Below are 23,753 nucleotides of genomic sequence, written 5' to 3' on the forward strand. Positions count from 1 at the left end.
CATTGCTGCTCATGCAGTTCCGTGCAAGTTCGCTACGAAGTCAGGCACCCGATCATGTCCACACCGACCGTCCCGCTCACCGCCGCCTCCCCCGCATTGTCCACTCGCGGCCAGCTCAATGGCGTGCTGTTCGTCGCGCTGTTTGCCGCCGCCGTCACGCGCATCGCCGCGATTCCGGCGGTTGCCGGTCTTGGCCTGAGTCCGCTGATCGTCGGCATCGTCGCTGGTGCGATCTATGGCAACGCGCTGCGCGACAGCATGCCGGCCAGCTGGGCGGCCGGCGTCAACTTCTCGGCGCGCAAGCTGCTGCGCATCGCGGTCGCGTTCTTCGGCCTGCGCGTGAGCCTGCAGGAAATCGCCCAGGTGGGCCTGCCGGGCCTCGCGGAATCGGTGCTGATCGTCGTCAGTACGCTCGTGATCGGCACCTGGGCCGGCATCAAGATCATGAAGCTCGATCGCGACACCGCGCTGCTGACGGCGGCCGGCAGCGCGATCTGCGGCGCGGCCGCGGTGCTCGCGTTCGAATCCACTCTGCAATCGAAGCCGCACAAGAGCGCGATGGCGGTCGGCACTGTCGTGCTGTTCGGCACGCTGTCGATGTTCCTGTACCCGGTGCTGTTCAACGCAGGCTGGCTGCATCTCGATACGGTCGGCGCCGGTCTGTTCTTCGGCGGCACGATCCACGAGGTCGCGCAGGTGGTCGGCGCGGCGAGCAACGTGAGTCCGGAAGCGACGCACATCGCGACGATCGTCAAGATGACCCGCGTGATGCTGCTCGTGCCGGTGTTGCTGGTGGTCGGCCTGTGGGTGAACCGCGCGGCGCGCGGCGCGAAGGATGGCAGCACGGATGGCGCCGCCCCGCGCAAGCTTGCGATCCCCTGGTTCGCACTGGGCTTCCTTGCCTGCGTCGCGATCAACTCGCTGCACGTGCTGCCGCAAAGCGCCACCTCGTCGCTGAACCTGCTCGACACCTTCGCGCTGACGATGGCGATGACCGCGCTGGGCATGGAAACGCGCATCTCGCAGATTCGCGAAGCGGGTCCTCGCGCGCTGACCACGGGCCTGATTCTGTATGTGTGGCTGATCGCGGGCGGACTGGGCATCACATGGACCGTCCAGCACCTGGTCCGCTAAGCCGTCGCCGGCTTCGCCCCCTTCCCCGACACCCCGCCGCGCGCGGGGTTTTGGGCTTTGTGGCGCCCCATCCGGCCCGCTCACACGGCATACTCGTTGCTGCGAACTTTGCTCCCACAACCCGCCTGTGCGCACGATCCGAGGGCAGCGGTGAAACCGCCTTCCCGCGACGCGTCCCGGCGACCGGAATGAGGATCGATCGATGAGCCTGGAACTGTATTACTGGGATGGCCTGCAAGGCCGCGGCGAATTCGTGCGGCTCGCGCTGGAGGAAGCCCGCGTCGACTATGTCGAAGTCGCGCGCGGCAAGCCTTCGAAGGGCCTTGGCACCGAGGCGATGATGGCCGTGATGGACAGCCCCGACGAGCCGTATCCGCCGTTCGCGCCGCCGTTTCTGAAAGACGGCGATCTGGTGATCGCGCAGACCGCCAACATCCTGTTCTACCTCGGCCCGCGTCTGAAGCTCGCGCCGGAGGTGGAGAGCCTGCGCTACGTCGCGAACGGCCTGCAACTGACGATCGCCGACGTCGTCACCGAAGCGCACGACACCCACCATCCGCTCGCGAGCGGCCTCTACTACGAGGAGCAGAAAGACGCGGCGAAGGTGCGCGCGCACGATTTCATCGACCATCGGATTCCGAAGTTCATGTCGTACTTCGAGCGCGTGCTCGCGCAGAATCCGGCCGGCGACAATTTCATGGTCGGCGACGCGCTGACCTATGTGGATCTGTCGATGTTCCAGCTGATCGACGGTCTGCTGTATGCGTTTCCGCGCGCGCTAAAGCGCTTCGGCGAACACTATCCGCGGCTCGCCGCGCTGCACGACCGGGTGATCGCCAGACCGAACATCGCCGCGTATCTGGACTCGGACCGGCGCATCGCCCATAACGAAAGCTGCGTCTTCCGCCACTACCCGGAACTCGACAAGGCGGCGACTTGAACCGCGCCGCCCGCCCCCGCCCGTTCGCCGCCGCGCGCCCGCCATTCGAGGCGGGCGCGCTTTTGCTGCGGCGCGCGTTTTTCAACCTTCCATCACGCCCCGTACCGTCGACGTGCTTTCATTCCTGCTGAAGCTGCGCACCCGCGCCCAACGCCTTTTCCGCCTCTCCGATGCCCACACGATGCTGGTCTGGTCGGTCGTCGTCGGCATTGCCGGCGCGTTCGCCACCGTTGCGTTTCGCAAGGGCATCGAACTGCTGCAACTGGCGATCACCGGTCACTCCGGTAGCTTCGTCGAAACGGCGCGCAGCCTGCCGTGGACCGTGCGCATCTGGGTGCCGGCCGCGGGCGGTCTGGTCGCCGGCGTGTTTCTGCTGATCGCGCAGCGTCACGCCGACAGGCACCCTCACTCCGACTACATGGAAGCCGTCGCGATCGGCGACGGCGCCGTGCCGGTGCGCCTGAGCCTGTGGCGCAGCGTGTCGTCGCTGTTCACGATCGCCAGCGGCGGCTCGATCGGCCGTGAAGGTCCGATGGTGCAGCTCGCGGCGCTCGCCTCGTCGCTGATCGGCCGCTGGGTCCACTTTGATCCGCCGCGGCTGCGCCTGCTCGTCGCGTGCGGCGCGGCGGCCGGTATCACGTCCGCGTACAGCGCGCCGATCGCGGGCGCGTTTTTCGTCACCGAGATCGTGCTCGGCTCGATCGCGATGGAGAGCTTCGGGCCGGTGGTGGTCGCGGCGGTCGTCGCAAACATCACGATGCGCGAATTCGCTGGCTACAAGCCCCCCTACGAGATGCCGGAGTTCCCGACCGTAACCGGTCCCGAGGTGCTGCCGTTCGTCGCGCTCGGCGCGTTGTGCGGCGCGGCCGCGCCGCAGTTCCTGCGGTTGCTCGATGCCTCCAAGCGGACCTTTCGCAAGCTGCCGGTGGCGCTGCCGGTGCGGCTCGCAATCGGCGGTCTCGTGGTCGGCATCATTTCGGTCGCGGAGCCCGAGGTGTGGGGCAACGGCTACAGCGTCGTGAACTCGATCCTGCATTCGCCGTGGACGTGGTCCGCACTCGTGCTCGTGCTCGTCTGCAAGCTCGCGGCGACCGCGGCGACCGCCGGCTCCGGCGCGGTCGGCGGCGTGTTCACGCCGACCCTGTTCGTCGGCGCGGCGGTCGGCTCGCTGTTCGGTCAGGGCATGCACGCGTTGTGGCCGGATGCGACGTCGGCCGCTTATGCGTATGCGATGGTCGGCATGGGCGCGTTCCTCGCGGGCGCGACCCAGGCGCCGCTGATGGCGATCCTGATGATCTTCGAGATGACGTTGAGCTATCAGGTCGTGCTGCCGCTGATGGTGTCGTGCGTGGTCGCATATTTCATCGCGCGGGCGATCGGCAAGACCTCGATGTACGAGATCACGCTGCGCCGCAATCGCGAGGAGCAGGAACGCACGCGGCTGCGCGCGACGCAGATGCGCGAGCTGATTCGCCCCGCGCAGACCGTCGTGCCGCCGAACGCGACCGTGCACGACATGACGCGCGTGTTCCTCGAATATCCGGTCAAGTATCTGTACGTCGCGAACGATTCGGGCGCGTTTCTCGGCGTGGTCGCGCTGAAGGACATCACGTCCGATCTGCTCGATCGGACCGACACGTCGATGAAAACCGCCGCCGACTATCTGCAGCCGCATTTCGACGTGCTGACGCCGGACATGTCGCTCGCCGTCGCGTTGCAGCACTTCATGGCGTTCCAGGGCGAGCGGCTGCCGGTGATCGAGAGCACCGCGCGTCCGTTGCTCGCCGGCGTCGTCTACAAGACCTCGCTGCTCGACGCGTACTTCCGCATGAATCCGTCGCGCTAGCACCTTCGCGCAAGCTGCGCGGCGCGCGATGCAAAGCGCCGCGGATTCTCTACAATGGACAGACCGTCGGCCCTTCGTGCGGCCGGCACGCGTGAGCCCGGCATGGGCGCAACGAAAGCGCCGGCCCTATCCGCCGCATAGTCGGAGCGAAGATGAGCGAACCGTCCCCCGAGGCCGTACGCCGCGATCAGGCCGGCTGGATTTTCGTGCATATCGAAGGCGAGCCGTACGATCGCGGCGAGCAGCACGGCCAGTTGCTCGCCGACGAAATCAGAAACGCGATCCGCACCGCGCGCTATCTCGCCAGGTGGGACACCGGCGAGGAGTTCGACACCTTCGTCAACGCCGCGACGAGCCAGTTCGCGAGCAAGCTCGACACCGAATTCGCCGACGAAATCCATGGCATCGCCGATGGCGCGAAGCTGCCGTTCGCCGAAGTGCTCGCGTGGAACGGCTACATGGATCTGCTGCAAAGCTGGTGGCCGACGTATGCGGCGCAGGCGCAGCCGCATCTGGGCGCGAAACTGTGGCGCGGCCGGCGCGGCCACCATTGCAGCGCGTTCATCGCGACCGGCAATGCGACGCGCGACGGCCGCATCGTGATGGCGCACAACTCGTGGGACCGCTATGCGGCCGGCGACGCGTTCAACGTCGTGTTCGACATCGTGCCCGACCGCGGCAACCGCATCCTGATGCAGGGACTGCCGGGCTGCATCTCGAGCCTGACCGATTTCTGGGTCACGGCGGCCGGCCTGATGATCACCGAAACGACGATCTCGAACTTCGCGGGCTACAACCCGGCCGGCGCACCCGAGTTCTATCGCTCGCGGCGCGCGTCGCAATATGCGAACAGCATCAAGGAATGGTGCGACATGTTTTCGCTCGCGAACAACGGCGGCTACGCGAACAGCTGGCTGCTCGGCGACACGAAGACCGGCGAGATCGCGCGTTACGAACTCGGGCTGCACTATTCGGGCTTCGAAACCACCAAAGATGGTTTCTACAGCGGCTACAACACCGCGACGGATCTGAAGATCCGCAACCAGGAATGCATCGGCGAAGGCGAGGACTATACCGACGTGCGCAAGAACGGCGCGCGGCGTCTGCGTTTCATGCAGCTCGAGGAAATGCATCGCGGCAGTATCGACGTCGAACTCGCGAAGCAGATGATCGCCGATCATCACGACGTCTATCTCGATCGCAACGACAACCCGTGCTCGCGCACGATCTGCGGGCATCTGGAGCTCGACGACGCGCGCTTCGGCGGCACCGATCACGGCCCGTTCAATCCGTGGGGCGCGAACGACGGCAAGGTGGTCGACAGTGAAATGGCGCGCGAGATGGCGTTCACCGCGCGCTGGGGGCATCCATGCGGCCGGCCGTTCGATGCGCAGGCGTTCATGAAGCGGCATCCGCAGTGGAACTGGCTGAACGGCTATATGCGCGACCGGCCGTCATGGCCGTGGACGCGCTTCGACGTGCTGCGCTAACGCATGGCGGACCCGCGTGCCGGTTCGTGCGATGATGGAATCTTCAATACGGTTTTGTCGCAAATGTGCGCGCTTTGCAGTATTTGCCATCTAAGATGGTAAGGAGCTTGGGCCGCGCAGCGCCACGCCGTCCTTGGCTTGCACCGTCCTTTCGACGCGGGACGGCACAGGGTTTGCTCGATTGTCAGCGCCGCATGAGCTTTAGGAGGTCGGGCGATGAAAACCTCGACACTGTTAATCATGGTGACGCTGTCAGCCTCGTGCTTCGCCGCACCGGTTCATACCGCGCCGGACAGCAGGGATTCCATTACGCTTGCGCAACGCGTGGACGCCGCACCGGTCGCGCCTCCTGCACCGGACGTGGCGAGCGCCGATGCGAGCCGTCCGCAGCACTGGGAGCATATTGCGCTGCCGAAGTCCCGACATCTGGAACGCAGCCTGACCGGGCAGCACGAGCATCTGACCACGTGAGGGCGGCTGCAGCGGCGGGCGATAGCGCGGCCGCAACGGCGCGCCGGCCCGGGTTGCGCCGGCTGTCATGAAGATGGGGTGGCGATGCGCGCGGGATTGCGACACACTGCGAGAAACTCATCGCGGCGAGGCGCTGGCTTTTCGCGGCGGCAATAACAACGTGACTAACTCGAGCTCGACAGGAGCATGCGCATGACCGCCTCGGACATCCCCGGCGAATCGATCGATCTGCAGATCGCCGATCTTCTCAGCGAAGTCAAATTTCCGACCAACAAAGACGCGCTCGTCGACGCGGCGCGCGAAGCCGGCGCGAGCAACGAGGTGCTGGCGATGCTCGATAGCATGCCGGAGCAGGATTATGTCGACATCGAGTCGGTCACGCGTCTGATCGGCGGCAATTATGGTCCGGGCTTAGGCATCTGAAGCCGGATTCAACACGCGTCACCTCACCTTCAGAACTGCGACGACGCCGCGATCCGCGTGCGCGGCACCCGTGGCACACGGCGTGTCGTGCCGGTGCTTCCGAGCGCGTCTTCGGCCATGTCGCGCGCGGCGTGATCGTCGGACCCGCTCACCTGCGCTACCGCTCGCATCAGCGCCGCGCTACGCGAATCTCGCGCCTGCGCGCTTTCCGGCTGAAAATGCTCGACCAGATGATCGATGAACGTCCGTACCTTCGCCGGCAGATGCAGCCGGCTCGGATACGCAATCGTGATTTCGATGGGCGGCAGGCTGTACTGGTCGAGCAGACGCACGAGCCGCCCAGCCGCCAGATCCCGCCCGATCAGGTAGCTCGGCAGAATCGCCACCCCCATGCCCAGCAGCGCGAACTGCCGCAGCATCTCGGCGTTGTTCGCCGCGATCGCGTTGGTCGGCCGCACCCGCACTTCGCCGTCCGGCCCGCTGAACACGCGCTCCTCGCCGCCGCCCTGATCGGTCGGCCGGCTCAGGCACGAATGGCCGAGCAGATCCTCGGGGCGTTTCGGCGTGCCGTGCTGCGCCAGATACTCGGGCGTCGCGCACACCGTCATGTAGCCGGTCGTGAGCCGCCGCGTGACGATGCTCGCACTGCGCATCTGCCGCGCAACCAGGATACCGACGTCGAAGCCCTCTTCGACGAGATCGACGTGGCGGTCCGCGAGCGTGACGTCGGGCACGACGTCCGGGTAGCGCGCCGCGTACGACTGCACGACCGGCGCGAGACTATGCAGTCCGAACACGACCGGCGCGACGATGCGCAGCGTGCCGACTGGCTCGTGATTGCGCGCCACCACCATCTGCTCGACGCCTTCGAGATCGGCAAGGATGTGACGTACGCGCTCCAGATAGGTCGCGCCGGATTCGGTCAGCGACAGACGGCGGGTCGTGCGGTTCAGCAAGCGGGTGCCGAGCCGCGCTTCGAGATCCGCGACGTGCCGCGTGACGACCGCGGTGGACAAATCCAGCGCGCCCGCCGCGCCAACGAAACTGCCGAGGTCCGCCACCTTGACGAACACGCGCATCGACTGCAGTTGATTCATGGGACCACTCCTGCCTCGGTAAAGCCGGGCCGGCGCAATTGTTGCCGCCTGTATCGACCCACGCCACATGGGCGCGGGCCTGCCCAACCCAACCGATTCTAGCTATCGGACATGTCCCAACCCTGACCCAGACATGACATTCCGGTCAGATTCGGCGTGGCGTGTCGATCTCGCCACTATTGCGACGTCTATTGTGGCTTTAATCTAGGTATAAACCCTAGTCTACTGGTAAGATAGCGGGCGAAGGAAATTACCGCCACATCGCCATGCCACATCGTTTTCATCTGCTCGAAAAAATCGCGTTTTCGCTGGTTTGCTGGTCGGCCGCCGCCAGCTCGGCGTATATCGCTTACGAGCGCTGCCCGGATATCAAGGTCGCGCTGCACGCCGGGGCAAATTTCCTCGACGCCAGCGGCCAATACGCGTTCGCGTGCGCGGCGCCCGCCGCCGAAGCGTGCGCGCAACTGCCGGTCGACTGATCTTTGCGGTTTTAGCCGTATCCGATGCGCGATCCGCCGGAGTCGCGCGTTTTCACATCCGCTCCTGCGGGCTCGACGCCCACTGTCACGCATCGCGCCCGAACACCACGCGCGAGAAAAAGCCCGCCAGCACCATTTCGGCCATCTCCGTCGGCACATTCTGCGGATCGACCGTGTAGAAGAACTGCACGCCGTCGCACAGCCCCATCAGGCCGATCGCGAGCTGCTCGGGCGGCATCGACATCGGCGTGCCCACGCGCTCCGAGAACTCGCGCACATAGGCGCTCAACTGTTCGATCTTTTCGTGCATGAACGCGTTGAAGCGCAGCCGGAAGCGGCCGTCGCGCACCGCCAGCAGCTTCGCCTCGACCCACAGCAGAAAACACTTGTTCTCGCGATGCAGCGAGCTGTAGTAGCGCAGCACGCGCGCCTCCATCTCCTCGCGCGACGCCGCGCTCTCGAAGATCGCATGCAGTCCCGCCTGCATCGCTTCGTGATCGCGCCGCAATAGCTCCAAAAACAGCTCGGTCTTGCTGCGGAAATTCGAATAGAACGCGCCGCGCGTATAGCCGGCCGCCGCCGCGATGTCCTCGACACTCGCCGCAACGAAGCCCTTCTTCATGAAGGTTGCCTGCGCAGCATCGAGCAGCCGCCCCCGCGTCTGGTCCTTGCTTTGCTCTCGTGTCAGTCTTTGACGTTTCATGGCCGCAAGCCTAGCACCCAAAAGAATTCAAATCCATCTATACATTCAGATACAGGAGTGTATTAGAATGCATTTCTTCATCCAAAGCCATACTTGTATGCCATTAGCATGAAGCGGCGTGCAGGTCTTCGCTGGCGGGCCGCGCGGCTTGCCGTGTTCGTTCGCTGTCTCCAGTTGGGGTAATTGTGAAGCGTCCCGGTTCTCCCGCATCGTCAGCGATGCGCCAGCAGTCTCCCCGATCCCCTCAGCGCGGTTTGTCCAGCCAGACCTGCGCGCTGGCGCTGGCAGGCGTGCTCGCGCTCGCGGCCTGCTCGAAGAGGGAAGCCGCGGCACCCGTGCCGCGCCCGGTGGTCGCGCTCGCCGTGCATGCGGACGGTCACGCGCTGCAAGCGGCGTCGCTGCCCGGCGAAGTGCAGGCGCGCTATTCGACGCCGCTGTCGTTTCGCGTCGCCGGCAAGATCATCGAGCGGCGGGTGCGGCTCGGCGACACGGTGAAGAGCGGCGAAGTCGTCGCCCTGCTCGACCCGGCCGATGCGCAGAAAAACGCCGCCAGCACGCAGGCGCAGCTCGACGCCGCGCAGCACAACCTCGCCTATGCGCAGCAACAGCTCGAACGCGACAAGGCGCAGGCCAAAGAAAACCTCATCGCGCCTGCGCAACTGGAACAGACCACCAACGCCTACGCGTCCGCGCTCGCACAGCGCGATCAGGCGCAGCAGCAGGCGGCGCTCGCGAAGAACCAGCTGCAGTACACGACGCTCGCCGCCGGTCATGCGGGCGTCATCACGGCTGAACAGGCGGATACGGGGCAAAACGTGTCGGCGGGTCAAGCCGTCTACAACCTCGCGTGGAGCGGCGACGTCGACGTGCTGTGCGACGTGCCCGAGAGCGCACTCGCCGCATTCGCGGTCGGCCAGAACGCGAGCGTCACGCTCGCCGCGCTGCCGAGCCGCAAGTTCAGCGCGCGGGTGCGCGAGCTGTCGCCGGCCGCCGATCCGCAAAGCCGCACGTGGCGTGCGCGTCTGACGCTGCTCGATGCCGGCGCCGACGTGCGCCTCGGCATGACCGCCGACGTCACGCCGGCCGTGCCGCTCGCCGTGGCGGCCGCGCAGCACGGCGTGTTCACGCTGCCCGTCACCGCGCTGTTCCACGAGGGGCGCGAACCGGCCGTGTGGGTCGTGCGCGCCGCGGACAACACGCTCGAGCTGCGTCGCGTGACCGTCACGCGCTACTACGAGCGCACGTTCGTCGTCAGCGAGGGCCTGAAAGATGGCGAAAGCGTCGTGCTGCAAGGGGTGCACACCGTGAGCGCCGGCGAGAAAGTCCGCGCGATCGCGCCGCTGCATCCCGAGGACTTCGCTTCATGAGCACCGCGCACGAAGAAGGACGCTTCAATCTATCTGCGTGGGCGCTGCGTCATCAGGCGCTGGTCGTGTTCCTGATCGCGCTTGCCACCGCGTTCGGGATCCTCGCCTACACGCGGCTCGCGCAGTCGGAAGACCCGCCCTTCACGTTCCGCGTGATGGTGATCCGCACGTTCTGGCCCGGCGCCACCGCGCGTCAGGTGCAGGAGCAGTTGACCGATCGCATCGGCCGCAAGCTGCAGGAAACGCCGCACATCGATTTCGTGCGCAGCTACTCGCGTCCCGGCGAATCGCTGATCTTCTTCACGATGAAGGACTCGGCGCCGGTGAGCCAGGTGCCGGAGACGTGGTACCAGGTGCGCAAGAAAGTCGGCGACATCTCGGCGACCCTGCCGCCCGGCATCCAGGGCCCGTTCTTCAACGATGAATTCGGCGACGTCTACACCAACATCTACACGCTCGAAGGCGACGGCTTTTCCGCCGCGCAACTGCACGATTACGCGGACCAGCTCCGCACGGTGCTGCTGCGCGTGCCGGGCGTCGGCAAGGTCGACTATTTCGGCGACCCCGATCAGCACATCTTCATCGAGATCGCGAACACGCAGTTGACGCGTCTGGGCATCTCGCCACAACAGCTTGGCCAGGCGATCAATGCGCAGAACGCGATCGCGCCCGCGGGCACGCTGACCACCACCGACGACCGCGTGTTCGTGCGCCCGAGCGGCCAGTTCAACGACGTCAACGCGCTCGCCGACACGCTGATCCGCATCAACAACCGCACGTTCCGTCTCGGCGACATCGCGACGATCAGGCGCGGCTACGACGACCCGATCGTCACGCAGATGCGCTTCGGCGGCAAACCCGTGCTGGGCATCGGCGTGACGATGCAGCCGGGTGGCGACGTGATCCGCCTCGGCCGCGCGCTCGATCAGCAGATGACCCAACTGCGCGCCGCGCTGCCCGTCGGATTGACTCTGGTCGAAGTATCGAGCATGCCGCACGCGGTCGCGCGCTCTGTGAACGACTTCCTCGAAGCGGTCGCCGAAGCGGTCGCGATCGTGCTGATCGTGAGTCTCGTATCGCTCGGCGTGCGCACCGGCATGGTCGTCGTGATCTCGATTCCGGTGGTGCTCGCGGTCACCGCGCTGTGCATGTACCTGTTCGATATCGGCCTGCACAAGGTATCGCTCGGCACGCTCGTGCTCGCGCTCGGCCTGCTCGTCGACGATGCGATCATCGCGGTCGAAATGATGTCGGTGAAGCTCGAGCAAGGCTGGAACCGCACGCGCGCCGCGGCCTTCGCGTACACCAGCACCGCGTTTCCGATGTTGACCGGCACGCTCGTGACCGTGTCCGGCTTCCTGCCGATCGCGCTCGCGAAGTCGAGCACCGGCGAGTACACGCGCTCGATCTTCGAGGTGTCGGCGATCGCGCTGATCGCGTCGTGGCTCGCGGCGGTCGTGCTGATTCCGCTGCTCGGCTATCACATGCTGCCCGAGCGCAAGCGCCACGCGCACGAGCCCGACGATCACGAGCACGACATCTACGACACGCGCTTCTACACGCGTTTGCGCGGCTGGGTCGGCTGGTGCATCGAGCGGCGCTTCGTCGTGCTCGCGATCACCGTGCTGCTGTTCGTGCTCGCGATGGCCGGCTTCTCGCTGGTGCCGCAGCAGTTCTTCCCGAGCTCGGACCGGCCGGAGTTGCTGGTCGACGTGCGGCTGCCCGAAGGCGCGTCGTTCGATGCTACGCTGCGCCAGGCGCAGCGCCTCGAACAGGCTCTCAAGGGGCGGCCGGAAATCGATCACTCCGTCAGCTTCGTCGGCACCGGCGCGCCGCGCTTCTATCTGCCGCTCGACCAGCAATTGCAGCAGCCGAACTTCGCGCAGTTCGTAATCACCGCGAAATCGGTCAAGGATCGCGAGAAGCTCGCGCAGTGGCTCGAACCGGAGTTGCGCAACAACTTCCCGGCGATCCGCACGCGCCTGTCGCGCCTCGAGAACGGGCCGCCGGTCGGCTATCCGGTGCAATTCCGTGTGAGCGGCGACGACATCGCGACCGTGCGCTCGATCGCCGAACGCGTCGCCGCGACGATGCGCGCCAATCGCGGCACGCGCAACGTGCAGTTCGACTGGGACGAACCCGCCGAGCGCTCGGTGCGCTTCGAGATCGACCAGAAGCGCGCGCGCGAGCTCGGCGTGAGTTCCGAAGACATCTCCAGCTTCCTCGCGTTGACGATGTCCGGCTACACGGTCACGCAGTATCGCGAGCGCGACAAGCTGATCAGCGTCGATCTGCGCGCGCCGCGCGCCGAACGCGTCGACCCGTCGCAGCTGACCGCGCTCGCGATGCCGACGCCGAACGGCCCGGTGCCGCTCGGCACCCTCGGACATCTGCGCAATGACCTCGAATACGGCGTGATCTGGGAACGCGACCGTCAGCCGACCATCACCGTGCAGTCCGACGTGTCGGCCGGCGCACAAGGCATCGACGTCACGCACGCGGTGGACCGCGCGCTCGCGCCGATCCGCGCGACGCTGCCGGTCGGCTACCGGATCGAGATCGGCGGCTCCGTCGAGGAAAGCGCCAAGGGTCAAACCTCGATCAACGCGCAAATCCCGATCATGGTGATCGCGGTGCTCACGCTGCTGATGATCCAGCTGCAAAGCTTCGCGCGCGTGCTGATGGTGGTGCTGACCGCGCCGCTCGGCCTGATCGGCGTCGTGCTGACGTTGCTGCTGTTCGGCCAGCCGTTCGGCTTCGTCGCGATGCTCGGCGTGATCGCGATGTTCGGCATCATCATGCGCAACTCGGTGATTCTCGTCGATCAGATCGAGCAGGACATCGCGTCGGGGCACAAGCGTTTCGATGCGATCGTCGGCGCGACCGTGCGGCGATTCCGGCCGATCACGCTGACCGCCGCGGCCGCCGTGCTCGCGCTGATCCCGCTGCTGCGCTCGAACTTCTTCGGGCCGATGGCGACCGCGCTGATGGGCGGCATCACGAGCGCGACGATCCTCACGCTGTTCTATCTGCCCGCGTTGTACGCCGCGTCGTTCCGCGTGCGTGCCGACGAGCGCGAGCCGCAGACGCCGTCCGGTTCCGGCGCCACGCACACGGGTAACTGAGCATGAGCACGAGCATGACTATTCCCGCCCTGTCCCGCCGCCGCGCGTGCTTCGACGCGCTGGCCCGCACCACGCTTGCAGCCAGCATCGTGGGCATCACCTGCATGCTCGGCGCCTGTTCGTTCGGCCCGAACGGCGACGCGCCCGCGATGCCGCAGCCCGCGCACTACGGTGCCGAGCCGCTGCCGACGCAAACCGTGCCCGCGCAGGGCATCACGCAACAGTTCGTGACCGGGGCGCAGCCGGTGCCCGAGTGGTGGAAGCTTTATCGCTCGGAGGCGCTGAACGCACTCGTCGACGAAGGCCTGCGCAATAGTCCGACGCTCGACGCGACCGACCGCAGTCTTGCCGCCGCGCGCGAGCAGTTGCGCGCGCAGGTCGGCAGCTCGCTGCTGCCGACCATCGACGCCGGCGGCCAGGCCACCCGCAATCGCGCGCTCGCGATCCCCGAGATCGGACCGAACACGTTTCTGTACAACGTGTTCGTCGGCCAGTTGCAGGCGCACTATACGTTCGATCTGTTCGGCTCCGCGCGGCTCGCGAACGCGGCGCTCGCCGCGCGCGTGAACGTGCAGGTCTACCAGCTCGAGGCGGCGCGGCGCGCGCTCGCGGCGAACATCGTGAGCGCGACGATCACGAGCGCCGCGCTGCACGCGCAGATCGATACGACCGAGCGGCTCGTGGTCCTCGCCAACGATCAGGCGCGCGATACCGAACGGCGCTTCGCGCTCGGTGCGGTCTCGCATGCCGATCTGCTGAATGCGCAGCAGAGCGCGGCGAGCGTGTCGGCGAGTCTGCCGGCGCTGAGGCAACAGTGGCTCACTACGCGTCACGCGCTCGCGGTGCTGCTCGGCCGCACGCCCGATGCCGCGCCGGACGACATCGATCTCGCGCAATTGCATGTGCCGGAGCAGGTGCCGGTCGTGGTGCCGTCGGAGCTGCTGCGCACGCGGCCTGACATCGAGGCCGCCGACGCCGCGCTGAAGGCCGCCGCGACCGATGTCGGCGTGGCGACCGCGCAGATGTTCCCGAGTCTGTCGCTGTCGGCATCGATGGGACAAGGCGGGTTTAGCTGGCCGGTCGCGATGTCCGGTGCGGGGGCGATCTGGAGCATCGGCGCGTCGCTGTCGCAACCGCTGTTTCATGGCGGCGCGCTGCTCGCGCAGCGCCGCGCGGCGCAGCACACGTACGAAGCGAGCGTGTCGCAGTACAAACAGACCGTGCTGGCCGCGTTCCAGAACGTCGCCGATACGCTCGCCTCGCTCGAGCACGACGCGCAGTCGCTCGATGCCGCGAACATCGCCGCGCGTTCGGCACAGGGCGTGTTCAACGAGACGTCGGCGCGCTACCGGCTTGGCGCGCTGCCCGTCGCGGCGACGCGTTCGAGCGAACAGCAATGGCGCAACGCACAGCTCGACGAGATCCGCTATACGAGTGCGCGGCTGACTGACACGGCTGCGCTGTTTCAGGCGATGGGCAATCCGCCGCTCGATCAGGGCCGGACGTCGTCCGCGCCGGCGGCCCCTGCTTCTACTGCTACTTCCGCGTCGGCGTCCGTCGGTACAACGAACACGACCGCATCCGACTAAACCAGGGATTCCGTACGGAACAGCGCGCACTTATCCCCAGTTTGTGTTGACAGACTTGTTGATAAGCCTGGGGCGAAGCGTCTAAGTGCTTGAGGCGAATCGCTTTGTCCCGCGCGTTATCGGGCGCGGCAATTTCGAAGCATCGACGCGGCCAAGCGCAATCACGACGGGAAATCAACGGCCAGCGCCGTTATCCACAGAATGTGTTGAAAGACCTGTTGATAAGGCCTGGAGATCGCGCCCAAGTGCTTGAGCGCGCGATGGATTCAGGCGCCGATGCATTCACGCACGCATCGGGCAAAGAAGGAGCGATAGATCAGGATTCCGACCCGAAGGGGTGAACGCGTGCGCGGTCCGCCAAAGCCGACCACGCACGCGCAATCAAAAACATCAAGGCTTGTTCGACTCGAACAGATCCATGATCTGCTTCTTCTCGGTCGTCGACACGCTAGGCGGCGGCACCACCGGCGGCGTCATGCCCGCCGGCCCGACACCGCCCACCGCATCGGTCGCGCCGGCCATCGGATTGCCCGAATCGAGACCGATGCTCGCGACGAAGCCCTGCCCCGGCAACTTGTCGCTGAAGAACAGCTCGCCGTCCATCACCGTCACGCCGTCGGGTTGCGGCGGCTCGGCCTGCGGCACACCGCGCAGCGCGCGCTGCATGTACTCGACCCAGATCGGCAGTGCGAGCTGCGCGCCGAATTCGCGACTGCCGAGACTCTTCGGCTGGTCGTAGCCCATCCACGCGACCGCCACCAGCGACTGCTGATAGCCGGCGAACCAGCCGTCCTTCGCGTCGTTGGTCGTACCGGTTTTGCCCTGCAGGTCCGAGCGCTTCAGCACGTTGGTGCCCGCCCCCGTACCCGCGGTCGCGACCGAGTGCAACAGGCTGTTCATGATGTATGCGTTACGCGGCTCGAGCGTGCGCGGCGCGTCGTGCCCAGCGACGAGCGGCTGCGCGCGCGAGATCGCCACGCCACGCGCGTCGGTCACCTCGTTGATCAGATACGGATTGATCCGGTAGCCGCCGTTCGCGAACACCGAGTACGCGCCCGCCGACTGCAGCGGCGTGACGAGGCCCGCGCCGAGCGCCATCGGCAGATACGGCGGGGTTTTGTCGGCGTCGAAGCCGAAGCGCTGCGTGACGAAGTCCTGCGCGTACCTGGTGCCGATGAACGACAGGATGCGGATCGACACGAGGTTCTTCGACTTCTGCAGCGCGAGGCGCATCGACATCGGACCATCGGGCTGGTCGTCGTCCTTCGGCTCCCACGCGTCGCCGCCCGGCGTGGTCGGCGGGAAGTACAGCGGCGCGTCGTTGATGATCGTCGCCGGGGCGAGACCCTTGTCGAGCGCGGCCGAATAGATGAACGGCTTGAAGCTCGAACCCGGCTGGCGCCACGCTTGCGTCACATGGTTGAACTTGTTCTTGTTGAAGTCGAAACCGCCGATCAGCGCGCGGATCGCACCGTCCTGCGGTGTCAGCGACACCAGCGCGCCCTCGACCTGCGGCAGCTGCGTAATCTGCCAGTTGCCCTTGTCGTCGGCGATGAGGCGCACGATCGAACCCGGCCTGATATGCAGCGTCTGATTCGCGCGCGGGCTTAGCGCGGCGGCAACGAAGCGCAGGCCGTCGCCCGACACCGTCACCTGCGTACCGTCGACCAGTTGCGCGACCACCTGCTTCGCGTTCGCCGCCGTCACCACGCCGGCGATGATCTCGCCGTTGTCCGGGTGATCGGTCAGCGCGTCGTCGATCGTCTGGTCGCGGTCGTCGCCGGCCTCCGGCAACTGCACGAAGCCTTCCGGTCCGCGATAGCCGTGGCGCCGCTCGTAGTCCATCACGCCCTTGCGCACCGCGCGATACGCGGCGTCCTGATCGGCGGAATCGATCGTCGTCGTGACGTTCAGGCCGCGCGTGTAGGTTTCGTCCTTGTACTGCGCGTACATCATCTGCCGCACCATTTCGGCGACGTACTCGGCATGCACGCTGTACTCGTTGCCCGGATTCTTCGTGTGAATCTCTTCCTTCACGGCCTGGTCGTACTGCTGCTGCGTGATGTAGCGCAATTCGAGCATGCGTCGCAGGATGTACTCCTGACGGATCTTCGCGCGCTTCGGATTGACGACCGGGTTATACGCGGAGGGCGCCTTCGGCAGGCCCGCGAGCATCGCGGCCTGGGCCAGCGAAATGTCCTTCAGGTCCTTGCCGAAGTACACGCGCGCGGCCGCGGCGAAGCCGTACGCGCGCTCGCCCAGATAGATCTGGTTCATGTACAGCTCGAGGATCTGGTCTTTGGTCAGCGCGCGCTCGATCTTGTACGCGAGCAGCATTTCGTAGACCTTGCGGGTATAGGTCTTCTCGCTGGAGAGGAAGAAGTTGCGCGCGACCTGCATCGTGATCGTGCTCGCACCCTGCGACGCGCCGCCATGCGCAAGGTCGGCGAAACCGGCGCGCAGAATGCCGAGGAAGTCGACGCCGCCGTGTTCGTAGAAGCGGTAGTCCTCGATCGCGAGCACCGCTTTTTTCATCTGATCGGGGATGTCCTGGAAGCGCACGAGGCTGCGGCGCTCCTCGCCGAACTCGCCGATCAGCACGTGATCTGCGGTGTAGACGCGCAGCGGCACTTTCGGGCGATAGTCGGTCAGCGCGTCGAGCGACGGCAACTGCGGCCCCATCACGACGAGCGCATAGCCGACGATCAGCGCGCCGATCACGGCGACGGTCGCGATCAGGCCGATAAACCACAGCACGAGCGACGCCCCGATCGAACGACGGCCGTACTCGGCGTCGCGCGAAGCGGCGTTGCGTCCAGGTGTGCGTTGATGGGAGTCCCGGTTTTCACCGGCCGGAGAGTTCGAGGAATGCGGTCGTTTGATGATTGGCATGACTGGAGTAATGGCCCGCAACTGCGCGCCTGTCTGCACGCGCACTCGGCGCGCGCATGGGTCGTGATCGACATCCTGGCCGGGACGTACGCCGCCCTGCGGACATTGCCCCCGGCCGCCCGCACGGCACGCCTCGGACCATGTCCGGCGCAACGTAACAGCGCATTTTAAAGAAATCGGCAGTGGTCCAACGCAGTTTTTTTGTAAGAATTCCCTTCGCCGGCCGCCTTTTCCTGGTAAGGGTCTGTAATTTCGCGCAGCGCGAATGGCAGCGCGGATGCGAAGCCTGGCTTATGCGGGGTTATCAACATTTTCTGTTGAAAGGGCTGTGGACAAACCGCCCGCAAACACTACAACTCTTTGATGTCATGGGATTTTCGCACCGCGCTTGTTCCGTGGCGAGGCAACTCGTCATATGATGAACCCCGCGCGCGTCTTTCGATGCGCGCGACGGGGACCCCAACGGCGGGTTCCAACGGCAGCTCCGATGACGGGTTTCGACACCATATCCGGAGGCACGCGCCGACCCGCCCATGCCAACAAGACTGCGAGTCGATCATGTCCAAGCCCAGCGAGCGCATCGTCGTATTCGTCACGACCGCGCAGAAACGTGCGATTACCGCGACCGCGGAGGAACTGGGCATCAGCGTAAGTGAACTGATGCGGCGCGCGGTGCTGAGCTTCGGCGCGACCAGCGAGCAGGTCAAGGCCGCGAGCATCGTCGACCGGCTGCGCGCGCCGCGCGCGCCCGATGCGCTGAACGCGGCGCTGCAACGCGTCGCGCGCGGTACGCGCTATGCGCGGGCCGCGCTGCCGGTGTCGCTGCAAGCACCCGACAAAGATGCTGCAGGTACCGCAAGCGCGGCGGCCGGCGCGGCCGATGCCGCGGACCCGTCCGCAATGCCGCAAGCCGGTCGCCCCGCTGACGCACTCGACGCTGCCGATTCCCGCGCCCCGCTGCTTCCCGCGGGTGTCGCCGCCGCGCTCGCCGCCGAGCAGGACGAACAGGCCGCGGCCACCGCCGAAGCTGTCGCGCGTCTGACCGCGGCACGCGCCGTCAACAACGCGGAAAACGTCGAGACGGACGCAATCGAACATGCCGCGTCGCAACGGCTGTCCGGCACGTCGGCGCGTCTGCGCAACTCACTGAAGCGCCGCCCCACCGACCAGGCCCCCGACGACGAGGAACCGCACAGCGACCCGAGCGCCGAAGGCGGCCGCTTCGCGTGACGGAACGCGTGACGGAAAATTACCGCGCATCGAGCCGCGCTCACTGCATTCGAGCGAACAGGCCGGGGTATGCAACGAGTGCCCGTTGCATATCGTTACATCGGTGACACCTGCATGAGTCGCCACTCGAAGACGCCCGCCGACACGCGCAAACGCGGGCTTTTGCAGTATCGTTCGAGCCTTCGAGCGGCCCCATCGATCGAGCCATCTTTAAGACCGCCGATGGTGTAATATCCGCCGTCAAGTCCATGCCCATCATGGCTTTCTATCATCCAGTCAATCCTCAACCCGCAATTGCGCCCCACCAAAAACGGACCGCGCTATTGCAATTGGCAAGTGTGCCCCTAACTCCGGTCCGACGGTTGCGCAGCATCGCGCGCGGCGGCGTAAAGTAGCAGTAGTTCAAAGCAGTCAGGCGCGCACGCATCGTCGGCGCCGCTCACATTCTCTGGAGGTTTTCATGTCGCTTTTTGACAGCATTTCGCGCACGCTCAAAGGTCTTCTGAACGATGCGGCCGACTCGGTGCAGGATCCGTCGCGTGACTCGCGCCAGATCGTGCGCGAACTCGACGACAGCATCGGCAAGGCCGAGAACTCGCTGATCGAGATTCAGGCGCAGGTCGCCACCCAGCAAAGCAAGCGCGATGTTGCCGCGGACAAGGCGAAGAAGTACGAAGACGGTGCTCGCCGCGCGTTGCAGTCCGGTGACGAAGCGCTCGCGCGTGAAGCGCTCGGCGCGCAGGCCACCGCCGAAGCCGAACGTGATGCGCTGACGAAAGAACTGACTTCGCTGGAGCCGTCGGTCGCGCAACTGAAGAGCCAGATCGAGGACATGCGCACGCGCCGCAACGACCTGAACGCGCGCTCGAACATCCTGCAAGCCAAGCAGCAGATCGCACAGGCGAAAGATACGGCGGCCACGGCACTCGGCGGCATCGGCGGCAAGAACCTGTCCGAAGATTTCCAGAAGCTCGAAGATAAGGTCGCGCTGTCGAATGCGCGTTCCGACGCACGTCTGAACTCCGCCGATGAAAAGAGCGGCAAGGCGCTCGACGACAAGCTCGCGGATCTGAACCGCGGCCCGTCCATCGACGATCGGCTCGAAGCGCTGAAGAAGCAGCTCAATACGCCGGCGCAGTAAATGCTGAATGCGTGTACCGGCTTCACGGCAAGTACACGCGGCAATGACAACGGCAGTAGCAGTACATGCCGGTGCGGGCTCTCTGCTGAACGCACCGGCATACCGGCCGCCATAGGCAGCCACCGCAATCGACTGATGGAGACGGGCGCGCTCCGCCCGGTCTGCAAATGAAAAAACTTTTCGCAACCGCCTTCGCTTCGCTGCTGCTCGTGTCGGCCGCGGCGTTCGCGGTGCCGACCGCTCAGCAAATCGAATCGGCGATGGCGCAGGGCAACTGGCAGCAGGCCGACGCCGGCCTCACCGAAGTCTTGCAAGCGCATCCGAACAACGCACACGCGCACTATCTGTACGCCCAGGTGCTCGATCGCGAAGGCCGTTTCGCCGAGGCGCTCGCGCAGCTCCAACAGGCGAAGACGCTCGATCCGCAGATCCGTTTCACCGACCCGAGCCGCTTCGCGCAAACCGAAGCGCGCGTGCGCCGCGACGCGGAGCGCGCGGGCGACAACGTCACCCGTCACGCCGCCAATCCGTTCGCGCAGCAGAATGCGCCTGCTGTGCAGCAACAGTCGGCGATGATGTCGCAAGCGCAATTACGGCATGGTCCGGGGGTGGGTATGTGGATCGGTATCGTTGTTCTGATCGTGGCGATCGCGCTCGTGCTGCGCTGGACCTTGCGTCGCGCGCGCAGCCAGGAAAACACGCGCGCCGACGACGACCGCCGCGCGCAACTGAAGCGCGCAACCGACATGCTGAACACCGTGCGATCGATCAAGCTCGACGTAAAGCTGTCCACCGCGCCGGGTCACGAGCTGCTCGAGAAAGACGTCGAAGCGACGGAGGAGCAGTTGCGCGGTACCGTCGAAACGCTGTCGAACGGCAAGAATCCGCTGCCCCCTTATGCACTCGACGAGTTCGAGCAACGCATCGCGAGCCTGCGCGCGCGTGCCGACGGCCGGCCCGACCCGACCGCCGCGTCGGTGGGCACCGGCCAGCAATCGGCGTATGCGCAGGAGGCCGAGCGCTTCGGCAATCCGCAGCCGCCTTATCCGCAACAGGGCCCGGTTCAGCAGCAGCCGCAGGTCATCGTGCAGCAAGGCGGTGGCATGGGTGGCGGCATGGGCGGTCTGCTGACCGGCGTGCTGCTTGGCGAGGCGCTCAGTCATGGGCGTGACCGCGTGATCGAGCGCGACGTGATCGTCGACCCCGACGAACTGCGCCGGCGCGGCAACGACGGCGGAAACGGCGGCGGGCTCGACTTCGGTCAGGGGTCGAACGACTGGAACGATGACGGCAGCGGCGGCGGCATCGACATGGGCAGCAACGACGATTCCGGCGGTTGGACCGATACCTGATCGAAGCCGATCGACCCGCGTCGAATGAAACACAGGCTCCTTCGCGGAGCCTGTTTTTTGCCGGCCGGTTTTGTGTACCGCCTTCGTTCAATTCAGGCCCGCGCCGACTCCACCTGGCTACCCTCGTGCTGCGCGAGCATGTCCGCCCCCGCGAACAGCCGCACGATGAAACGCTCCGCGTAATCGATCAATGCGTCGCGGCGCGCGTCGTTCGCGTCGATGTATTCAGCGGCTAGATGAAACAGTTGCAGCACGATCTGCGTGCAGACTTCGTCGACCGTCTCGCGCGCGAGTCGCGGCATCACTTCGAGCTGCACGATGTCGTCCGCCATTTCCGCCGACACCTCGTGCAGGTTCGCGCGCACCGCTTCGCGCAAAGCCGGCGACGTGCCGTGATATTCGGCCAGCGCGCTCAGGAACGCTTCGCGATTGGCCAGCGCGAACGTGAAAAACGCGACGCACGCGCGCCGCGGCACGCTGTGCGGCTCGTCGTGCGCGGCGAGCCAGCGCTCGCGCCGCAGCATCGGCCGAAGCCGACGGCTCACGGCGGCGATCGCTTCGCGCGCGAGCTCGTCGAGCGCGCCGAAATGGCGGTAGAAGGTGTTCGGATTGAGCCCCGCCTCGCGCGCGAGCTCGCGCAAGCCGAGGCTCGCGAAACTGCGGCCGCTGGCGGTCAACCGCAGCGCGGCTTCGATCAGCTTGCGCTTGCCGGGCGGCAACTCCGGTCCGGCGACGGACGATGCTTCCGGGACAGTGGTCATCGTGCGTTCAATCATCGCGCGGTATACGCGTTTAATAGCTGCACTCTAAACGATCTTGACGCGATGTGTACGGTTGTCTACCCTGCGCGTTAAGCCATGTATAGACAGGTGTAGACGCGCGATTTCGGCTCCGGCCGTCGCGCCGCTCGAGGCCGCCGCGCCGTAGCCGCTGTCGTTTCACCCCCGCTTTCGCCCCGTGCCGGAGACCGCCTTGACGCCTGCCCCTTCCGCTTCATCCGCCGCACCGCGCATTGCGATCGTCGGCAGTGGCTTTGCCGGCATCGGCATGGCGATCCGTCTGCAGCAGATGGGCATCACATCGTTTACGGTCTACGAAGCCGCGGGCAGTATCGGCGGCACGTGGCGCGACAATACCTATCCCGGCGCGGCCTGCGACGTACCCTCGCATCTCTATTCGTTTTCGTTCGAGGCGAATCCAGCGTGGTCGCGCTCGTTCAGCAGCCAGGCCGAAATTCTCGCGTATCTGCAGCACTGCGCGCGCAAGTACGGCGTCGATCGCTATGTGCGCTGCAATGCGAAAGTGAACGCCGCGCGCTTCGACGAAGCGCGACAGGTCTGGCTGATCGAACTCGACACGAACGGCGCGCGCGAAATTATCGAGGCCGACGTGCTGATCGCCGCGAACGGTCCGCTGTCGCGTCCCGCGCTGCCGCGCATCGCCGGTATCGAACGTTTCGAAGGCAAGCTGTTCCACTCGGCGCGCTGGGATCACGCGTATCCGCTCGACGGCAAACGCGTCGCGGTGATCGGCACCGGCGCGAGCGCGATCCAGTTCGTGCCGAAAATCCAGCCGCGCGTCGCGCATCTGGACCTTTTCCAGCGCACCGCGCCGTGGGTGATGCCCAAGCGCGACAAGCCGATCGGCCCGCGCGCGCAATGGCTGTTTCGTACGCTGCCGTTCACGCAGCGCTTCGTTCGCAGCGCGATCTATTGGCAGCTCGAATCGCGTGGGATCGCGTTCGTCGTCAATCCGAAGCTGATGGAGATGCCGATGAAGTTCGGCCTCAGCTATCTGGAGCGACGCGTCAAGGACCCGGCGCTGCGCGCGAAGCTCACTCCGAACTACCGGCTCGGCTGCAAGCGCGTGCTGCTGTCGAGCGACTACTACCCGGCCGTATGTCAGCCGAACGTCGATGTCGTGACGAGCGGCATTCGCGAGATCGTCGCGGATGGCATCGTGACCGAGGACGGCGTGCATCACCACGCGGACGCGATCATCTGCGGCACCGGCTTCCAGGTCAACGACGTGCCGGCGCCGTTCGAAGTGACCGGCCTCGACGGCACCGATCTCAGCACGCTATGGCTGCGCGATGGCCCGGAGGCCTATCTCGGCACGAGCATCGCGAACTTCCCGAACTTCTTTATGATCGTCGGCCCGAACACGGGACTCGGCCATAACTCGATGATCTACATGATCGAGTCGCAACTGCGCTACATCGGCGATTGCCTGCGCGTGCTGCGCAAACGCAATGCGCGCACGATGACCTTGCGCGCCGACGTGCAGCGCGATTTCAATGCGCGTTTGCAGCAGGAGATGCGGCACGCGGTATGGACGAGCGGCTGCCACAGCTGGTATCAGACCCAGAGCGGCAAAGTCACCGCGATCTGGCCCGGCTTCACGTTCAGCTTTCGCAAGCGTACGCGGCGCGTGCGGCCGCAGGATTACCGCTTCGCGCGTTGAATCAGCCCCGC

The 23,753-nt window shown here is 65.8% G+C and carries 17 protein-coding genes and 1 pseudogene; 14 read left to right on the forward strand and 4 right to left on the reverse strand.

Annotated features, from left to right (window positions below; genetic code table 11):
• The first annotated feature begins 54 nt into the window (after positions 1 to 54).
• From BC1002_RS08415 to BC1002_RS08440, 6 genes are all read left to right on the forward strand, one after another.
• Positions 55 to 1,134, forward strand: coding sequence for a YeiH family protein (locus tag BC1002_RS08415; protein ID WP_013089630.1), 1,080 nt, complete (start codon positions 55 to 57; stop codon positions 1,132 to 1,134).
• A 202-nt stretch (positions 1,135 to 1,336) separates the two neighbouring features.
• Complete coding sequence (locus BC1002_RS08420) at positions 1,337 to 2,074, forward strand: glutathione S-transferase (RefSeq protein WP_013089631.1); 738 nt, start codon at positions 1,337 to 1,339, stop codon at positions 2,072 to 2,074.
• A gap of 112 nt (positions 2,075 to 2,186) precedes the next feature.
• A complete protein-coding gene (locus tag BC1002_RS08425) occupies positions 2,187 to 3,920 on the forward strand; it encodes a ClcB-like voltage-gated chloride channel protein (RefSeq protein WP_013089632.1) in 1,734 nt (577 codons plus the stop codon).
• 152 nt (positions 3,921 to 4,072) lie between these two features.
• On the forward strand, positions 4,073 to 5,410 hold the full coding sequence (locus BC1002_RS08430; protein WP_013089633.1) for a C45 family autoproteolytic acyltransferase/hydrolase: 1,338 nt from the start codon (positions 4,073 to 4,075) through the stop codon (positions 5,408 to 5,410).
• A gap of 216 nt (positions 5,411 to 5,626) precedes the next feature.
• A complete protein-coding gene (locus BC1002_RS08435; protein WP_013089634.1) occupies positions 5,627 to 5,881 on the forward strand; it encodes a hypothetical protein in 255 nt (84 codons plus the stop codon).
• A gap of 192 nt (positions 5,882 to 6,073) precedes the next feature.
• Positions 6,074 to 6,304 carry a DUF2795 domain-containing protein gene (locus tag BC1002_RS08440; RefSeq protein WP_013089635.1) on the forward strand — a complete coding sequence of 77 codons (231 nt, stop codon included), beginning with the start codon at positions 6,074 to 6,076 and terminating at the stop codon, positions 6,302 to 6,304.
• Between the two features lie 214 nt (positions 6,305 to 6,518).
• Here BC1002_RS08440 and BC1002_RS08445 read toward each other — a convergent pair.
• Positions 6,519 to 7,401: pseudogene (locus BC1002_RS08445) on the reverse strand (LysR family transcriptional regulator); the annotation flags it as partial.
• A gap of 266 nt (positions 7,402 to 7,667) precedes the next feature.
• Here BC1002_RS08445 and BC1002_RS08450 point away from each other — a divergent pair.
• A complete protein-coding gene (locus BC1002_RS08450; RefSeq protein ID WP_013089637.1) occupies positions 7,668 to 7,880 on the forward strand; it encodes a hypothetical protein in 213 nt (70 codons plus the stop codon).
• A gap of 85 nt (positions 7,881 to 7,965) precedes the next feature.
• Here BC1002_RS08450 and BC1002_RS08455 read toward each other — a convergent pair whose 3' ends face one another.
• Entirely contained in the window at positions 7,966 to 8,583 is a 618-nt protein-coding gene (locus tag BC1002_RS08455; RefSeq protein WP_013089638.1) for a TetR/AcrR family transcriptional regulator, read from the reverse strand.
• Between the two features lie 218 nt (positions 8,584 to 8,801).
• On the opposite strand from BC1002_RS08455, the gene BC1002_RS08460 reads away from it, so the two are divergent.
• The 3 genes from BC1002_RS08460 to BC1002_RS08470 are packed head-to-tail and all read left to right on the forward strand — an operon-like array spanning position 8,802 to position 14,664.
• A complete protein-coding gene (locus BC1002_RS08460) occupies positions 8,802 to 9,950 on the forward strand; it encodes an efflux RND transporter periplasmic adaptor subunit (protein WP_013089639.1) in 1,149 nt (382 codons plus the stop codon).
• A complete protein-coding gene (locus tag BC1002_RS08465; RefSeq protein WP_013089640.1) occupies positions 9,947 to 13,075 on the forward strand; it encodes an efflux RND transporter permease subunit in 3,129 nt (1,042 codons plus the stop codon). The genes BC1002_RS08460 and BC1002_RS08465 overlap by 4 nt, the downstream gene beginning before the upstream one ends.
• 14 nt (positions 13,076 to 13,089) lie before the next feature.
• Positions 13,090 to 14,664: an efflux transporter outer membrane subunit gene (locus tag BC1002_RS08470; protein WP_013089641.1), complete on the forward strand. Its 1,575-nt coding sequence runs from the start codon at positions 13,090 to 13,092 to the stop codon at positions 14,662 to 14,664.
• A 390-nt stretch (positions 14,665 to 15,054) separates the two neighbouring features.
• On the opposite strand, the gene BC1002_RS08475 is transcribed toward BC1002_RS08470, so the two are convergent.
• Complete coding sequence (locus BC1002_RS08475; RefSeq protein WP_041734364.1) at positions 15,055 to 17,556, reverse strand: penicillin-binding protein 1A; 2,502 nt, start codon at positions 17,554 to 17,556, stop codon at positions 15,055 to 15,057.
• A gap of 558 nt (positions 17,557 to 18,114) precedes the next feature.
• Between BC1002_RS08475 and BC1002_RS08480 the strand changes: the two genes are divergently transcribed.
• The 3 genes from BC1002_RS08480 to BC1002_RS08490 all read left to right on the forward strand — a co-directional run bounded on the left by BC1002_RS08480 (position 18,115) and on the right by BC1002_RS08490 (position 21,279).
• A complete protein-coding gene (locus BC1002_RS08480; protein ID WP_013089643.1) occupies positions 18,115 to 18,786 on the forward strand; it encodes a hypothetical protein in 672 nt (223 codons plus the stop codon).
• A 460-nt stretch (positions 18,787 to 19,246) separates the two neighbouring features.
• Complete coding sequence (locus tag BC1002_RS08485; RefSeq protein WP_013089644.1) at positions 19,247 to 19,927, forward strand: PspA/IM30 family protein; 681 nt, start codon at positions 19,247 to 19,249, stop codon at positions 19,925 to 19,927.
• A 167-nt stretch (positions 19,928 to 20,094) separates the two neighbouring features.
• Positions 20,095 to 21,279 carry a tetratricopeptide repeat protein gene (locus BC1002_RS08490; RefSeq protein WP_013089645.1) on the forward strand — a complete coding sequence of 395 codons (1,185 nt, stop codon included), beginning with the start codon at positions 20,095 to 20,097 and terminating at the stop codon, positions 21,277 to 21,279.
• Between the two features lie 92 nt (positions 21,280 to 21,371).
• On the opposite strand, the gene BC1002_RS08495 is transcribed toward BC1002_RS08490, so the two are convergent.
• Positions 21,372 to 22,040: a TetR family transcriptional regulator gene (locus tag BC1002_RS08495; RefSeq protein ID WP_041734638.1), complete on the reverse strand. Its 669-nt coding sequence runs from the start codon at positions 22,038 to 22,040 to the stop codon at positions 21,372 to 21,374.
• Positions 22,041 to 22,251: 211 nt separating this feature from the next.
• Here BC1002_RS08495 and BC1002_RS08500 point away from each other — a divergent pair, with 211 nt between their 5' ends.
• Positions 22,252 to 23,742 (forward strand): flavin-containing monooxygenase, encoded by a 1,491-nt coding sequence (locus tag BC1002_RS08500; protein ID WP_013089647.1) that lies wholly within the window; start codon positions 22,252 to 22,254, stop codon positions 23,740 to 23,742.
• Positions 23,743 to 23,753 lie beyond the last annotated feature (11 nt).

The sequence above is a fragment of the Paraburkholderia atlantica genome (assembly GCF_000092885.1).
GTDB lineage: Bacteria > Pseudomonadota > Gammaproteobacteria > Burkholderiales > Burkholderiaceae > Paraburkholderia > Paraburkholderia atlantica.

Excerpts from the sequence above, each read along its gene's own strand:
- BC1002_RS08415 (WP_013089630.1), top strand. The coding sequence starts at position 55 with ATGTCCACACCGACCGTCCCGCTCACCGCCGCCTCCCCCGCATTGTCC.
- BC1002_RS08420 (WP_013089631.1), top strand. The coding sequence starts at position 1,337 with ATGAGCCTGGAACTGTATTACTGGGATGGCCTGCAAGGCCGCGGCGAA.
- BC1002_RS08430 (WP_013089633.1), top strand. The coding sequence starts at position 4,073 with ATGAGCGAACCGTCCCCCGAGGCCGTACGCCGCGATCAGGCCGGCTGG.
- BC1002_RS08435 (WP_013089634.1), top strand. The coding sequence starts at position 5,627 with ATGAAAACCTCGACACTGTTAATCATGGTGACGCTGTCAGCCTCGTGC.
- BC1002_RS08440 (WP_013089635.1), top strand. The coding sequence starts at position 6,074 with ATGACCGCCTCGGACATCCCCGGCGAATCGATCGATCTGCAGATCGCC.
- BC1002_RS08450 (WP_013089637.1), top strand. The coding sequence starts at position 7,668 with ATGCCACATCGTTTTCATCTGCTCGAAAAAATCGCGTTTTCGCTGGTT.
- BC1002_RS08455 (WP_013089638.1), bottom strand. The coding sequence starts at position 8,583 with ATGAAACGTCAAAGACTGACACGAGAGCAAAGCAAGGACCAGACGCGG.
- BC1002_RS08460 (WP_013089639.1), top strand. The coding sequence starts at position 8,802 with ATGCGCCAGCAGTCTCCCCGATCCCCTCAGCGCGGTTTGTCCAGCCAG.
- BC1002_RS08465 (WP_013089640.1), top strand. The coding sequence starts at position 9,947 with ATGAGCACCGCGCACGAAGAAGGACGCTTCAATCTATCTGCGTGGGCG.
- BC1002_RS08470 (WP_013089641.1), top strand. The coding sequence starts at position 13,090 with ATGACTATTCCCGCCCTGTCCCGCCGCCGCGCGTGCTTCGACGCGCTG.
- BC1002_RS08475 (WP_041734364.1), bottom strand. The coding sequence starts at position 17,556 with ATGCCAATCATCAAACGACCGCATTCCTCGAACTCTCCGGCCGGTGAA.
- BC1002_RS08480 (WP_013089643.1), top strand. The coding sequence starts at position 18,115 with ATGTCCAAGCCCAGCGAGCGCATCGTCGTATTCGTCACGACCGCGCAG.
- BC1002_RS08485 (WP_013089644.1), top strand. The coding sequence starts at position 19,247 with ATGTCGCTTTTTGACAGCATTTCGCGCACGCTCAAAGGTCTTCTGAAC.
- BC1002_RS08490 (WP_013089645.1), top strand. The coding sequence starts at position 20,095 with ATGAAAAAACTTTTCGCAACCGCCTTCGCTTCGCTGCTGCTCGTGTCG.
- BC1002_RS08495 (WP_041734638.1), bottom strand. The coding sequence starts at position 22,040 with ATGACCACTGTCCCGGAAGCATCGTCCGTCGCCGGACCGGAGTTGCCG.